This is a genomic window from Actinomyces gaoshouyii (genome assembly GCF_002072175.1).
GTDB classification, from domain to species: Bacteria; Actinomycetota; Actinomycetes; order Actinomycetales; family Actinomycetaceae; genus Actinomyces; species Actinomyces gaoshouyii.
In genome coordinates, this window is the sequence record NZ_MVIV01000001.1 from 114,698 (window position 1) to 127,753 (window position 13,056).

At 70.0% G+C, this 13,056-nt stretch carries 18 protein-coding genes; 17 read left to right on the top strand and 1 reads right to left on the bottom strand.

Going from position 1 to position 13,056, the window contains the following annotated elements; genetic code table 11:
* Positions 1 to 166: 166 nt before the first annotated feature.
* On the bottom strand, positions 167 to 1,384 hold the full coding sequence (locus tag B1H50_RS00440; RefSeq protein ID WP_080461837.1) for a CobW C-terminal domain-containing protein: 1,218 nt from the start codon (positions 1,382 to 1,384) through the stop codon (positions 167 to 169).
* A gap of 49 nt (positions 1,385 to 1,433) precedes the next feature.
* On the opposite strand from B1H50_RS00440, the gene rpmB reads away from it, so the two are divergent.
* From rpmB to purU, 17 genes are all read left to right on the top strand, one after another.
* The gene (gene rpmB, locus B1H50_RS00445) at positions 1,434 to 1,673 is read left to right on the top strand and encodes a 50S ribosomal protein L28 (protein WP_080461838.1); all 240 of its coding nucleotides are present in this window, start codon (positions 1,434 to 1,436) and stop codon (positions 1,671 to 1,673) included.
* Positions 1,670 to 1,840, top strand: a complete 171-nt coding sequence (gene rpmG / locus B1H50_RS00450; protein ID WP_080461839.1) for a 50S ribosomal protein L33 — start codon at positions 1,670 to 1,672, stop codon at positions 1,838 to 1,840. Before rpmB ends, rpmG begins: the two co-directional genes overlap by 4 nt.
* A complete protein-coding gene (gene rpsN / locus B1H50_RS00455) occupies positions 1,840 to 2,145 on the top strand; it encodes a 30S ribosomal protein S14 (RefSeq protein ID WP_080461840.1) in 306 nt (101 codons plus the stop codon). Before rpmG ends, rpsN begins: the two co-directional genes overlap by 1 nt.
* 24 nt (positions 2,146 to 2,169) lie before the next feature.
* On the top strand, positions 2,170 to 2,439 hold the full coding sequence (locus B1H50_RS00460; RefSeq protein WP_080461841.1) for a type B 50S ribosomal protein L31: 270 nt from the start codon (positions 2,170 to 2,172) through the stop codon (positions 2,437 to 2,439).
* 2 nt (positions 2,440 to 2,441) lie between these two features.
* Positions 2,442 to 2,564 carry a type B 50S ribosomal protein L36 gene (gene ykgO / locus B1H50_RS00465; protein WP_080461842.1) on the top strand — a complete coding sequence of 41 codons (123 nt, stop codon included), beginning with the start codon at positions 2,442 to 2,444 and terminating at the stop codon, positions 2,562 to 2,564.
* A gap of 214 nt (positions 2,565 to 2,778) precedes the next feature.
* Positions 2,779 to 3,885, top strand: a complete 1,107-nt coding sequence (gene cbiM, locus B1H50_RS00470) for a cobalt transporter CbiM (protein WP_080461843.1) — start codon at positions 2,779 to 2,781, stop codon at positions 3,883 to 3,885.
* Positions 3,882 to 4,772 (top strand): energy-coupling factor transporter transmembrane component T family protein, encoded by an 891-nt coding sequence (locus tag B1H50_RS00475; RefSeq protein ID WP_158082809.1) that lies wholly within the window; start codon positions 3,882 to 3,884, stop codon positions 4,770 to 4,772. The genes cbiM and B1H50_RS00475 overlap by 4 nt, the downstream gene beginning before the upstream one ends.
* The gene (locus tag B1H50_RS00480) at positions 4,769 to 5,611 is read left to right on the top strand and encodes an energy-coupling factor ABC transporter ATP-binding protein (RefSeq protein WP_198939959.1); all 843 of its coding nucleotides are present in this window, start codon (positions 4,769 to 4,771) and stop codon (positions 5,609 to 5,611) included. The genes B1H50_RS00475 and B1H50_RS00480 overlap by 4 nt, the downstream gene beginning before the upstream one ends.
* Positions 5,612 to 5,728: 117 nt before the next feature.
* Complete coding sequence (locus B1H50_RS00485; protein ID WP_080461845.1) at positions 5,729 to 6,031, top strand: urease subunit gamma; 303 nt, start codon at positions 5,729 to 5,731, stop codon at positions 6,029 to 6,031.
* Between the two features lie 11 nt (positions 6,032 to 6,042).
* Positions 6,043 to 6,363 (top strand): urease subunit beta, encoded by a 321-nt coding sequence (locus B1H50_RS00490; RefSeq protein ID WP_080461846.1) that lies wholly within the window; start codon positions 6,043 to 6,045, stop codon positions 6,361 to 6,363.
* 20 nt (positions 6,364 to 6,383) lie between these two features.
* The gene (gene ureC, locus B1H50_RS00495) at positions 6,384 to 8,096 is read left to right on the top strand and encodes an urease subunit alpha (protein ID WP_080461847.1); all 1,713 of its coding nucleotides are present in this window, start codon (positions 6,384 to 6,386) and stop codon (positions 8,094 to 8,096) included.
* An 11-nt stretch (positions 8,097 to 8,107) separates the two neighbouring features.
* A complete protein-coding gene (gene ureE / locus B1H50_RS00500; protein WP_080461848.1) occupies positions 8,108 to 8,599 on the top strand; it encodes an urease accessory protein UreE in 492 nt (163 codons plus the stop codon).
* Complete coding sequence (locus B1H50_RS00505; protein ID WP_080461849.1) at positions 8,580 to 9,323, top strand: urease accessory protein UreF; 744 nt, start codon at positions 8,580 to 8,582, stop codon at positions 9,321 to 9,323. Before ureE ends, B1H50_RS00505 begins: the two co-directional genes overlap by 20 nt.
* Before the next feature lie 63 nt (positions 9,324 to 9,386).
* Entirely contained in the window at positions 9,387 to 10,061 is a 675-nt protein-coding gene (gene ureG / locus B1H50_RS00510) for an urease accessory protein UreG (RefSeq protein WP_080461850.1), read from the top strand.
* Positions 10,058 to 10,927: an urease accessory protein UreD gene (locus tag B1H50_RS00515; protein WP_080461851.1), complete on the top strand. Its 870-nt coding sequence runs from the start codon at positions 10,058 to 10,060 to the stop codon at positions 10,925 to 10,927. Before ureG ends, B1H50_RS00515 begins: the two co-directional genes overlap by 4 nt.
* Before the next feature lie 64 nt (positions 10,928 to 10,991).
* The gene (locus B1H50_RS00520) at positions 10,992 to 11,918 is read left to right on the top strand and encodes an urea transporter (protein WP_080461852.1); all 927 of its coding nucleotides are present in this window, start codon (positions 10,992 to 10,994) and stop codon (positions 11,916 to 11,918) included.
* Between the two features lie 193 nt (positions 11,919 to 12,111).
* Positions 12,112 to 13,014 carry a formyltetrahydrofolate deformylase gene (gene purU / locus B1H50_RS00525; RefSeq protein ID WP_080461853.1) on the top strand — a complete coding sequence of 301 codons (903 nt, stop codon included), beginning with the start codon at positions 12,112 to 12,114 and terminating at the stop codon, positions 13,012 to 13,014.
* Positions 13,015 to 13,056: the final 42 nt, after the last annotated feature.

A 13,056-nucleotide genomic window follows, 5' to 3' on the forward strand; every position in this document is an offset into this window, starting at 1 on the left:
GCCCGACGGCACGACGCGCGGCGACACCAAGGAGACGACGGGGGACGGCGCGCGCCGGTCGGCCAGTGCTATCCGCCCCGAGTGGCGCCATTCTCACCGAGTGGTGCGTCCTGCCCGCACCGGTGGGTGCGAGCCGCACCGGTCGGCCCGCCGGCCCCACGGCTCCTCAATCTCCGCCGAACCAGTCATCCATGGCATCGCCGTCGGGGCCGCTCCAGGCCAGGGCCATCACGAACTCGTCGGGCCTCAGGAGGATGCGGGAGAAGGCCTCGCGCACGCGCTCGCAGGTGGCGTCGTCGGCGATGCCGGTGATCACCAGGTGGCAGCGCGGGCCGACGGGCCCGCCCACTGCGGCCCCCAACGTCTCCTCCCCTCCCCAGGCAACGGGTGCCTCGTCCCAGGTGCCGGCATCCCCCACAGTGACGGCGCCGCCGGCGACCTCCCACGCGCAGACGCGCCCGGGACGGCTGGGCAGCCAGAAGCAGCCGCGCGCGCACATGCCCGCCCCGGCGAGGTCGGCGACGAGCTCGCGCAGTCGCTCGGGATGGAAGGGTCGGTCGGAGACGAGGTCGAGGGTGCGCACGCCGTGCTCCACCGGCCCTCCCCAGGCGCGGGTGGAGGCGGGATGGACTCGGGCGACGGCGGCGCGGGCGTCATGGCGCACCGACATGAGGGCGTTGAGGACCGGCGCATCGAATCCGGGCAGGAGGAGCGCGTCGTGGGCGCGCAGGTGCTCGACGAGGTCCGCGCCCGCACCCTCCTCCCCCACCGCGATGATGACATCGGCGTAGCCGAGCCCCAGCATATGGACCTCGCCGGTGCAGCGGGGGTCGCCCTCGCCCCAGGCCAGACCGCGGTCGGCCAGGGGGATGTGGGTGAGGATCTCGTCGACGGCGGTGACGGTGAGCACCGCGTGGGCGACGCCCGCCAGCGCGACGCCCGGGACGGCCTCGAGTGCCTCTGCCAGGCGCGGTGCGAGGTGGACGATCTCGATCGCCGGGGGCAGGAGGATGACGGTGGCACCGCGCGGATCATCGGCAGCGCGGTCCTGGGCGACGGCGAGGAGCACCTCGCGCAGGGCGCAGGTGGGACAGGGCATCGGCATGTCGATATCGAGCACGGCGGGCTCGGCGAGCGCCGGGGAGGGCTCGCCGTCGAGGGCCTCCGATCCAACCGACGACAGGCTGATGACGCCATGCTCGCCCCGGTCTGGGTGGATCGTGGTGGCGATGACGAGGGCGTCCTCGCCATGGAGGCTGAGAGCCGCCAAGTCCAGCAGCGCGGGATCGACGGCGCCGATGAGGGCGATCCGGTGGCCGGCGTCGGCGTGGGGGCTGCGGGAGGGGGGCGGGTTCGCCCCGGGCGGGGATGAGTCGAAAGTCATGGGGGGCTCCAACTTGACGGTAATGAGATTCAATCCCAATACTGCCCCCATGACCACCTACTGCCAAGTCACGGGGGCCCGACCGGTCTTCGGAAAGTCCGTCTCCCACTCCCACCGCCGCACGAACCGACGCTGGGACCCCAACCTCCAGCGCAAGCGCTACTGGGCGCCCTCGCTCGGGCGCACCATCACACTGACCGTCAGCGCACGCGGGATCAAGACCATCGACAAGAGGGGCATCGACGCCGTCGTGGCTGACATGCTCGCCCGAGGGGAGAAGTTGCGATGAGCACGGCCGCCAAGGGCCTGCGCCCCATCATCACGATGGTGTCCACCGCGGGCACGGGCCGCACCTACGTCACGCGCAAGAACCGCCGCAACACCCCCGATCGCCTCGTGCTGCGCAAATTCGACCCCGTGGTGCGCCGCCACGTCGAGTTCAAGGAGTCCCGCTGATGGCCAAGAACTCCAAGATCGCCGCGGACAAGCGCCGCCGCGCCGTCGTGGCCCGCTACGCCGAGCGCCGCGCCGAGCTCAAGAGGATCTCCGTCAACCCGCACCTGAGCGCCGCCGAGCGAGAGGCCGCCATGGCCGCGCTGCACGCCCTGCCCCGAGACGCCTCCCCCACGCGAGTGCGCAACCGGGACGCCATCGACGGGCGCCCCCGCGGATACCTGCGCGCCACCGGGACCTCCCGCGTGCGATTCCGCGAGATGGCCGCGCGCGGCGAGCTGCCCGGCATCGTCAAGTCGTCCTGGTGACAAGCTGATGACAAGGAGCACGCCATGAGACCCGGAATCCACCCCGACTACCACCCGATCGTCTTCCGCGATAAGAGCGCGGGCTTCGCCTTCCTGACCCGCTCGACCATGACCTCCGCCGAAACCATCGAATGGGAGGACGGCAATGCCTACCCCGTCGTCGACGTGGAGGTCTCCAGCGCTTCCCACCCGTTCTGGACCGGCCAGGGCCGGATCCTGGACACGGCCGGCCGCGTGGAGAAGTTCGAGCGCCGCTACGGCAAGCGCGCCCGCCCCGCCAGTAAGGAGGCCTGAGAATGAAGGTCCGCGCCTCGATCCGCTCCCTGGCCAAGCAGCCGGGCTCGAAGGTGGTGCGCCGTCGCGGTCGCACCTATGTCATCAACAAGAGGAACCCGCGTCTCAAGGCCCGCCAGGGCTGAAGCGCCGCGAGAGCTCACTCCAGGGAGCCCTCCGCTCACCCCCTCGCGCCCCGCGTCGGCATTGATCCGGCGCGGGGCTCGCAATGTTGTCGCAACACATCGGCACTAGCGTCCACCGGCGGAAAAGACCACTCCGCACGCCGTCGACGGCATCAGAATCCCCTACCGCCCGAGGATAGGATCCGGGCCCGCCGAAGGCTCTGGAAAGGACGATATGCATATTCCTGACGGTTACCTCTCCCCGGAGACCTGCGCCGCGACCTTGCTCATCACCGTGCCGAGCCTCGCGCTCGCCGCGCGCAGGGTCGGCGAGGAGATCGGTACCCGCCAGGTCCCGGCCCTCGCCCTGTTCTCATCCTCCAGCTTCCTGATCATGATGCTCAATCTGCCCGTGCCGGGAGGCACGACGGCCCACGCCGTAGGGGCCGTCATCATCGGGGTGGTGCTGGGGCCCTGGGCGGCCATGATCGCCGTCGCGGTGGCTCTGCTCTTCCAGGCCCTGCTCTTCGACGACGGCGGCATACTCACCTGGGGCGCCAACGTACTCAACATGGCGATCCTCATGCCGATCGTCGGCCTGGCGGTCTATCGCCTCCTCTCCAAGGGCTCCATGCTGAACTCGCGGCGCCGTACCCTGGCCGCAGCGCTCGGGGGGTACACGGGGATGCTCGCGGCGGCACTCGCCGTTGCGGTCGAGCTGGGCATCCAGCCGGCCTTTTTCCACTCCGACGATGGGACCCCCCTGTACTCACCCTATTCCCTGTCCCAGACACTGCCGGCGATGCTGGTGGCGCACTTGCTCGTCGCCGGGCCCGCCGAGGCCCTCCTCACCGGTGCCCTGCTCACCCGCATCGCGCGCACGCGCCCCTCGCTCCTGCTGCGCACCCATACCGGGCTCATCGGCGGGGCCGCTGCCGACGGAGCCGCACGCGCGGCCAAAGCTCCCAGGAGCATCCTGGCGCTCATCGCCCTGGCGCCCCTCGGCATGCTCGCAAAAGGCACGGCCTTCGCCGAAGACGCCCCCGAGGATCTCTCCCCCTCCGACCTCGGCCTCAATGCCCTCCCCTCCGGGATGACGCGCTACGCGGAATTCTGGAACCATGCACTGCTCTCGGGCTACGGCGCGGATGGCCCGCATCCCGTCCTCGCGTACTGGGGATCCGCCATCCTGGGCACCCTCACGATCGGGACCCTCGCCATGGTCATCATGCGCCTCGTCCGCCACCCGGCCGGCAGAGCGCCCCATTCCTCCCCGCCCCACCGGCCCACAGGACCGAACACGGCCATCGTGGCGTCGGGACCACCGGCGTCAGACTCGTGAGATCCCCGCACTGGGCCCGCTCCACGCGCCGAGCACTGACGAGGACCCTCGCCGATGCGACGGCGGCCGCCTCGCTCGCGCTGCGCGAGGGCCGCCCGCCGCATCCCGGAACCAGCCCGCCCCGCGGCATCGACGCCAGGTGCGCAGTCCTCCTCTCCCTGGCGGGCCTCATCCGCATCGCCCTCGTCCGCTCCCCGATCACCCTGGCCGTCATCTACGCGTCCGAGGTGATCCTCGCCCGCAGCGCGCGCCTGCCAATGGGGACCTTCCTGCGCCGCAGCCTCCTGCCCGCTCCCCTGTTCACTCTCGCGCCCGCGCTGCCGGCCGCACTGTCCGCAGTCTCACCGGGCCCCGTGCTCTTCGCGCTTCCCGGAGGCCTGACCGTGACGACCATCGGCGTCATCGTGGCTGCGCGCCTTGTCGAGCGCGCTGCCTGCTCACTCGCGCTCGTCGCCCTGCTCGTCATGACCACGCGGTGGTCCGCGCTCCTCGAAGCGCTCACGGCGCTGCGCGTGCCCCGTCTCATCACGACAATCGCGTCGATGGCCCATCGCTACCTGCTGGTCCTGCTCGGCGTTGTTGCCGATGCCATCGACGCGCGGCGCTCGCGCACGGTGCGCCCCAGGCTGGCGCCCGGCGGGACGGGCGCGGCAGTGGCCCATGTGGGAGCGGCCGCCCTCGTACGGGCCGGCGCACTGTCCGAAGAAGTCCACGACGCCATGCTCGCCCGCGGCTTCCGCGGGTCCTTTCCCGCTGTGTCCGGCCCTCGGGGTCTCGGGCACCGGGAGGCGGTCCTGATCGTCACAGTCTTCATCTCATTCCTCCTCTGGGGCGGTCTCGACGTCCTTGCGGGGCAGTGGGGCCCATGGGGGAGGTGGGCGGCGTGAGAGCGTGCCTCCGCTCCCGCGCCGCCTCGTCGTCCCCTCCCTCCGGGGCCGGCGAGCTCCCTCCCCTGATCCGCCTGGTCGGCATCAGCCACGTGTACGACGGCCCGGTCACGGCGCTCGACGACGTCACCCTCGATATCGTCGCCGGTGAGTCGGTCGCGCTCCTCGGCGCCAACGGATGCGGGAAGTCAACCCTCCTGCGCGTGCTCGATGCCCTCCTGGCGCCCACACGGGGATCATTCGCCCTGGAGGGCCGCCCTATCAGTGAGGATTCCCTGGAGGACGAGGAGGCCAATGCCTGGTTCCGCTCGCGCGTCGGGTTCGTCTTCCAGAACACCGATGCCCAGCTCTTCTCGGCCTCGGTGCGGGAGGAGATCGCCTTCGGCGCCCATCAGCTCGGCCTGAGCGTCGATGAGGCCGCGGATCGTACGTGGACCGCGATGCGACGCATGGGGATCGAGGCCCTCGCGGATCGGCCCCCATTCCGCCTGTCGGGTGGGCAGAAGAAGCGTGTGGCCCTCGCCTCCGTCCTCGTCATGGAACCGCGCGTCATTCTCATGGATGAGCCGACGTCGGCTCTCGACCCGCGCTCACGGGCATGGCTCATCGATGTGGTCGACGGCTTGCGCGCCGCGGGCACGACCCTCGTCATCGCCAGTCATGATCTGGACTCCGTCGCCGCGATGACCTCGCGCGCCGTTGTCCTGGGGGAGGACCACCGTGTGGCCGCCGACGCCCCGACTCCCGAGGTGCTGGCGGATCGCGTCCTGCTCGAGCGGGTCAACCTCATCGCCCCGTCCGGCCCCGCCCGCACGGCCGATGGGCATCCCGCCGCGTAGAAGCCAGCACTACCCGTCTCATCAGGGATTACCGTAAGCGTCCTGAAACATTCAGGGAGTTGCATCACCTTGTCAGCGGAGCCGGACCGTCCGGTCGTCCGCAACCCGGGAGGGACTATGCATCTGACGCCCAGGGAGCAGGAGAAGCTGCTCATCGTCGTCGCCGCCGACCTCGCCCGTCGCAGGAAGGAGCGGGGCCTCAAACTCAACCATCCCGAAGCGGTCGCCTACATCACCGCCGAGATCCTCGAGGGCGCCCGCGACGGGCGCAGCGTCGCCGAGCTCATGTCCTATGGGACGACCCTGCTCACACGCGACGACGTCATGGAGGGTGTCGCGGAGATGATCCACTCCGTCCAGGCCGAGGCGACATTCCCGGATGGGACCAAGCTCGTCACCGTCCACGACCCGATCCGGTGAAGGAGAGGCCGATGATCCCAGGAGAGTACCGACTGGCCGATGGCCCCATCACGATCAACGAGGGCCGTCCCACCGTCGAGCTGGCAGTCATCAACACCGGCGACCGCCCCGTCCAGGTGGGGTCGCACTTCCACTTCGCCGAGGTCAACCCCGCCCTCGCCCTCGATCGCGAGGCCGCCCGCGGCTTCCGGCTCGACATCCCCGCCGGAACCGCGATGCGCTTCGAGCCGGGGGACGCGCGCACCGTCCGACTCGTCGCACTGGCCGGCGCGCGCGAGGTCCATGGTCTGGCCGGGCGCACCAATGGCTCCCTCGATCAGGCCGACGACTGACGGGCGAAGGAGGCAGAACCATGAGCAAGGCACTCAGCCGCGAGGAGTACGTGGCCCTGTACGGCCCCACAACCGGCGACGCCGTGCGCCTGGCCGACACTGACCTGTTCGCCAGGATCGAGCGCGACCTGACCAACCACGGCGATGAGGCCGTCTTCGGGGGCGGCAAGGTCATCCGCGATGGGATGGGGCACAACGGCCGCCTCACGCGCTCCAACGACATACCGGACACCGTCATCACCAACGTCATCATCATCGACCATACGGGCATCTACAAGGCCGATGTCGCGCTGCGCGACGGCGTCATCCAGGCCATCGGAGCCGCGGGAAACCCGGATATCAGCGATGGCATCGACATCGTCATCGGCGCCTCCACCGAGATCATCGCCGGCGAGCACCGCATCCTCACCGCTGGCGGCATCGACTCCCATATCCACTTCATCTCCCCCAGCCAGGTGGGAACGGCCCTGGCCTCCGGTGTGACGACGATGATCGGGGGCGGCACCGGCCCTGCGGACGGCACGAACGCCACCACGATCACTCCCGGCTCATGGCACTTGGCCCGGATGCTCCAGGCCGCCGAGTCCTGGCCGATGAACATCGGCTACCTCGCCAAGGGGCATGCCTCGGCGCGGGGCCCCCTCGTCGAGCAGCTCGAGGCCGGTGCCTGCGGTTTCAAGATCCACGAGGACTGGGGCGCCACCCATGCCGTCATCGACGAGGCCCTCAAGGCCGCGGATGAGTACGACGTCCAGGTCGCCATCCACACCGACACGCTCAACGAGTGCGGCTTCGTGGAGGACACCCGGCGCGCCATCGCCGGGAGGGTCATCCACACCTTCCACACCGAGGGCGCCGGCGGCGGCCACGCCCCGGACATCATCGCACTGGCGCAGTACCCCAATATCCTGCCGTCGTCGACGAACCCGACGCTGCCGTACACGCGCAACACCACCGAGGAGCATCTCGACATGCTCATGGTGTGCCACCACCTCAACCCCTCGATCCCCGAGGATGTCGCCTTCGCCGATTCGCGCATCCGCCCCGAGACGATCGCGGCCGAGGATGTGCTGCACGACATGGGCGTCTTCTCGATGACCTCGTCCGACTCCCAGGCGATGGGGCGCGTCGGCGAGGTCATCCTCCGCACCTGGCAGGTGGCGGACCAGATGAAGAAGGCCCGTGGCCGCCTCGCGGGCGACCCCGCCGGTGAGGACAACCTGCGCATCAAGCGCTACGTCTCGAAGTACACGATCAACCCTGCCCGCGCCAACGGCATCGGCGATGTCGTCGGTTCCATCGAAGTGGGCAAGTGGGCCGACCTCGTCCTGTGGGAGCCCCAGTTCTTCGGCGTCAAGCCGGCGATGGTCCTCAAGGGGGGTCAGATCGCCAGCGCGGTTATGGGCGACGCCAATGCATCGATCCCCACCCCTGAACCGAGACTCATGCGTGACATGTTCGGTGCGCAGGGCAGTGCCCCGGCCTCCAACTCGATCACCTTCATGTCGCAGGCGGCGATCGATGCCGGCGTACCCGCCTCCCTCGGCCTGCGCCGCGAGGTGCGCGCCGTCCACGGCGTGCGCGCGCTGAGCAAGGCGGACATGGCCTTCAACGACCGGATGCCCGCTCTCGCCGTCGACCCGGAGACCTACGAGGTCACGGTCGACGGGGAGCGCATCGGCTGCGAGCCCGCCGAAGTCCTCGCAATGGCCCAGCGCTACTTCCTGTTCTGAGGAGGGCCCGGATGATCATCACTGAGATCGTCGGCTCCATCGGCTCCCTGTCGCCCGAGGAGCTGGACTCCTGCCACATCGAGCGCGTGCGCATGCCCCTGTCCGATCTCACCCGGCGCATCCAACGGGTGAGGACCGACCATGGCCGGGAACTGGGCATCCGCCTCGCCCCCGGGGCCGCGGATCTGCGCGCGGGGGACATCCTCGCGCGCGACGAGCGAAGCCTGATCGTCGTCGAATTGGAATCCACGGATGTCCTCGTCATCGCGCCGACCACCATCGAGCAGATGGGCGTCGTCGCGCACAACCTCGGCAACCGCCATCTACCGGCCCAGTTCTTCGGGCCGGAGGAGGATTTCGAGGGGCTGGGGGGCCACGACGGCGTCATGGTCATCCAGTACGACCACACGGCGGAGCACTACCTCGAGCGCATCGGGGTCCCCCACATCCGCCTCCAGCGCGCCATGCGAGTCCCCTTCCGCCATGCCGAGCACACTCACTGACCCGGCGGCGGGCACGGCGCCGGAGGGCGCCGTGCCCGGGTGGCTCCTCCCTCTCGCCCAGCTGTGCGACTCAGCGCTTCCCACAGGCGCCTTCTCGCACTCGCTCGGCATGGAGACCTACATCAGCGAGGGCATCATCCACGACGAGGAGTCCTTCGTGGCCTGGCTGCGCGTTCTCATCGCCACCCAGCTCACCTACTCGGATGCCCTGGGCCTGCGCCTGGCCCATGAGGCGGCTCTCGATGGGAGCACCGCGCGACTGCGGCAGATCGACCTGCTCCTGCGCGCGCAGGCCATTCCCCGGCAGGTGCGCGAGGCGGGCAGAACGATGGGGCGGCGCATGCTCGCCATCGCCCTGGCGAGCGTCCCCCAGGCGCGCGGCGCCCTGGAGGGGTACTCGATGGATGTCATCTCGGGCGCCTGCTCGGGGCACCCCGCTGTCGTCCTCGCGCTCGTCGGCCACGCCCTGAACGCGCCCATCGGGGCCCTGATGGCGAGCTATCTGCAGTCCAGCGTCATCTCGCTGACCCAGAACGCCGTCAGAGCCGTCCCCCTGGGGCAGGACGCGGGCCAGCGCTCCATCGCCACTGTGCGCGATCAGGTGCGCGAAGCCGTCAGGACGGCCCTGTCCCTGGAGGCCGACGAGCTCGGCGCGACGGCCCCGGGGATCGAGATCGCTCAGATGCGCCACGAGCATCAGCGCGCGCGCATGTTCATGTCCTAGCCGTCCGCCCCCGCGCACGCGGCCCCATCCTCAACAGCATCCGCCATCATCTAGGAGAACCCCATGCCCGGATCTTCAGCCCCCTCATCAGCCGCCCCGGCGCGAACCACCCCCGCTTCGGGGACAGGCCCTGTGCGCATCGGCGTCGGGGGCCCCGTCGGCGCCGGGAAGACCCAGCTCATCGAGCGCATCACCCGCGCCATGATCGACGAGGTCTCGATGGCCGCCGTGACCAACGACATCTACACGATCGAGGACGCCAGGATCCTCGCGAAGAACGGCGTCCTGGCCGACGATCGCATCATCGGCCTGGAAACCGGGGGCTGCCCCCACACGGCGATCCGCGAGGATACGTCGATGAACGACGCCGCCATCGCCGAGCTCGTCGGGAGGCATCCGGATCTGGAGATCGTCTTCGTCGAGTCCGGCGGAGACAATCTCTCGGCGACTTTCTCCCCCGAACTCGTCGACTTCTCGATCTACATCATCGACGTCGCCCAGGGGGAGAAGATCCCCCGCAAGGCCGGGCAGGGGATGATCAAGTCGGACCTGTTCATCATCAATAAGACCGACCTCGCCCCCTACGTCGGGGCGGACCTCTCCGTCATGGAGGCGGACTCGCGGACCTTCCGCGGGAACAAGCCATTCTGCTTCACCAACCTCAAGACCGACGAGGGCCTGGGTGCCGTACTGGACTGGATCCGTCACGACGTGCTCATGACGGACCTCGAGCGGTGAGTGGGAGTGATCGGGCCTGGGCGGTTCCTCCCCCGTCCTGGCCGGTTGAGCCCACGGGCGAACTGCACCTCGCCGTGGGCTCGCGCGGCAACCGCTCCGTCGCGACACGGCAGCACCACCGCGGCGCCCTGCGCGTCATCCGTCCCATGTACCTCGACGACAGCTCGCAGGTCACCTATGTGATGGTCAACCCGGGCGGCGGCTACCTGGGCGGCGACACCTACTTCACGGATGTCGTGGTCGACGACGGCGCGCGCCTCTTGCTCACCACCCAGGCGGCCACGAAGGTCTACCGCACACCGGGGAATCGCGCGCGCCAGCGCACCGAGGCCGTCCTCGGTGAGGGAGCCGTCCTCGAGATCATCCCGGACCAGCTCATCGCCTACCGGGGCGCCGCTTACGAGCAGACAACCCATGTCACCATGGCGCCCTCCGCGATCCTCATCAGCCTCGACGTCGTCACACCCGGATGGGCGCCCGACGGGTCCGCCTTCGGCTACGACAGCGTGCGCCTGCGCACGCGCGTCGACATCGCCGGTTCGCCCGTCCTGCTCGACAACCTGCGCCTGGAACCCGCCGACGGCGACATGCGCGCCCTGGGGCTCCTGGAGGGACACAGCCATGTGGGCTCCCTGACCGTCATCGGGCAGAGGACTGACGACGGGATCATCGAGCGGGTCCGCGCGCTGCTGGCCAACGTGGGCGCCGGTGTGCGCGCCGCCGTCACCCGCATCGAGGGCCCCGGGATGCTCGTGCGAGTGCTCGGCCACGACACGGGAACGATCACGGCCCTCTTGCTGGGCGTTGACGCCCTCGTGCGCCGCGAGTGGCTGGGAGCCTCCCCACTCGTACTGCGCAAATACTGACCCCCGCTCTGCCCTGGGCCGCCCGAGGAGGCGTCCCCACCAGACCATCAGGAAGGACCGAGCCATGTCCGCCGCAACCGCATCCCCCACCGAGGCCGCAGCCCTGCTGCCCCAAGTGCTCGGCGCCGGGCATGCCATCGCCCTCGGGCTGGGGCAGATCTTCCTCCAGCCCCGCGCGTGGACCGGGATGCTCATCCTCGCGGGGATCACCGTCCACTGCCCGCTCATGGCGCTCCAAGCGCTACTGGGCACCGTCATCGCCACGGTAGCGGCCCGTTCACTCGGGCTGCCGCTGGAGGCGGGCCTGCAGGGGTACAACGGCGCCCTCGTTGGGCTGGCGGCTTGGTCGACGCTCTCGGCCACATGGCCCGCCACGCTCGTCACCACCGTCGGCGCCGCGGCCTGCCCCGCCATCAGCCGCCTTCTCGCCACGGTCTGCGACCGCTCAGGCCTGCCAGTGCTCACCGCCCCCTTCTGCGTCATCAGCGGGCTGATGACCATGCTGGTGGGCTCGATCGCCCCTACCCCGCACGCCGGTAGTGCCGCCTCCGACGAGAGCGTCGTCGTGCTGCTGGCCGAGGGCGTGCTCACCTCCGTCGCCGAGGTGGTGCTCGCACCATCATGGATCGCGGGGCTGATCATTCTCGTCGGGCTGCTCGTCGCAGGCCGGCGGGTCGCCACAGCCGCGCTGTTGGGGGCCGCTGTCGGCACGATCATGTGCGACCTCGCCTCCGGCGCCGATGCGGCCCACAAGGGACTGGACGGGTACTCCCCCGTACTGACGGCGATCGCCATCGCCGCCGTATTCCTGAAGGACGGCGCGCGCTCATGGATGGTCGCGCTCATCGCGAGCGCACTGACCGTCATTGTCGAATGGGGGCTGGCCCTCGCGCCGATTCCGATCTACACCTGGCCCTTCATCATCACGACGTGGGCGGTCCTCGCCGCAGTGCGATGGCGGGACCGTCGGCGCCGGGACGGCCCGCCCTGACCCGGTGCGGGGCGGAGGGGAAGGACGGCGCGCGCCAGGAGCCGGGACCGAGGAGTCGTTGTCTGCGTCATCACAGCTGCGGCGTCGGCGCTGTGGGAACACCGTCGTCGGGCTCAGCGCGCTGGGGGCGGGGCGCTGCGCTACGACGGCCTCGAATCGGGGGACACGCGGCGGGGCTGGGTAGGCTGCGCTCATGACTGCTCCCGCGACCACGCCCGCGACGGCTCCCGCCACGCCGTCGGCCCCCTCCCCCACCGCCCATCTCGTACTCACCCTGTCCTGCCCGGACCGCCCCGGGATCGTCCACGCGGTCACGGGGGCACTGGCCCGGCGCGGTGGGAACATCACCGAGTCCTCCCAGTTCGGCGATGAGGAGACCGGCCTGTTCTTCATGCGCGTGACGGTGCTCACCCGTGTGCCCCGCTCGGAGTTGGAGGCCGACCTCGCCGAGCTCGCCAGGACCTACTCGATGCGATGGGAGCTGGGCGAGGTGGATCGCCCCCTGCGCACGCTCATCATGGTGAGCAGGGACGCCCACTGCCTGACCGACCTGCTCTTCCGCGCTCACAGCCAGGGGCTGCCGATCGACGTCGCGGGCGTGGTGGGCAACCATGAGGACCTGCGGCCCGTCGCCGAGTTCTACGGCGTCCCCTTCCGCTGCATCCCGGTCACCAAGGAGACCAAGGCGGACGCGGAGGCCGAGCTGCTGGAGCTCGTGGACGAGCTCGGCGTGGAGCTCGTGGTGCTGGCGCGCTACATGCAGATCCTCTCGGAGTCCCTGTGCGAGCGGCTGCGCGGCAACGTCATCAATATCCACCACTCCTTCCTGCCGTCCTTCAAGGGAGCCAAGCCCTACCACCAGGCGCACGCGCGCGGCGTCAAACTCATCGGCGCCACCGCCCACTACGTGACGGCGGACCTGGACGAGGGGCCGATCATCGAGCAGGACGTCACGCGCGCCTCGCACAGCGACTCCCCCGTGGCGCTTCAGCGCAAGGGCCAGGACGTCGAGCGCCGGGTGCTGGCGCAGGCCGTCAAATGGCATGCCGAGCACCGTGTTCTCCTCAACGGCAACCGGACCGTCGTATTCGCCTGACCCTCCTGACCGCGGAGGTCGGGTGAGGGGCCCGGAGGCGGA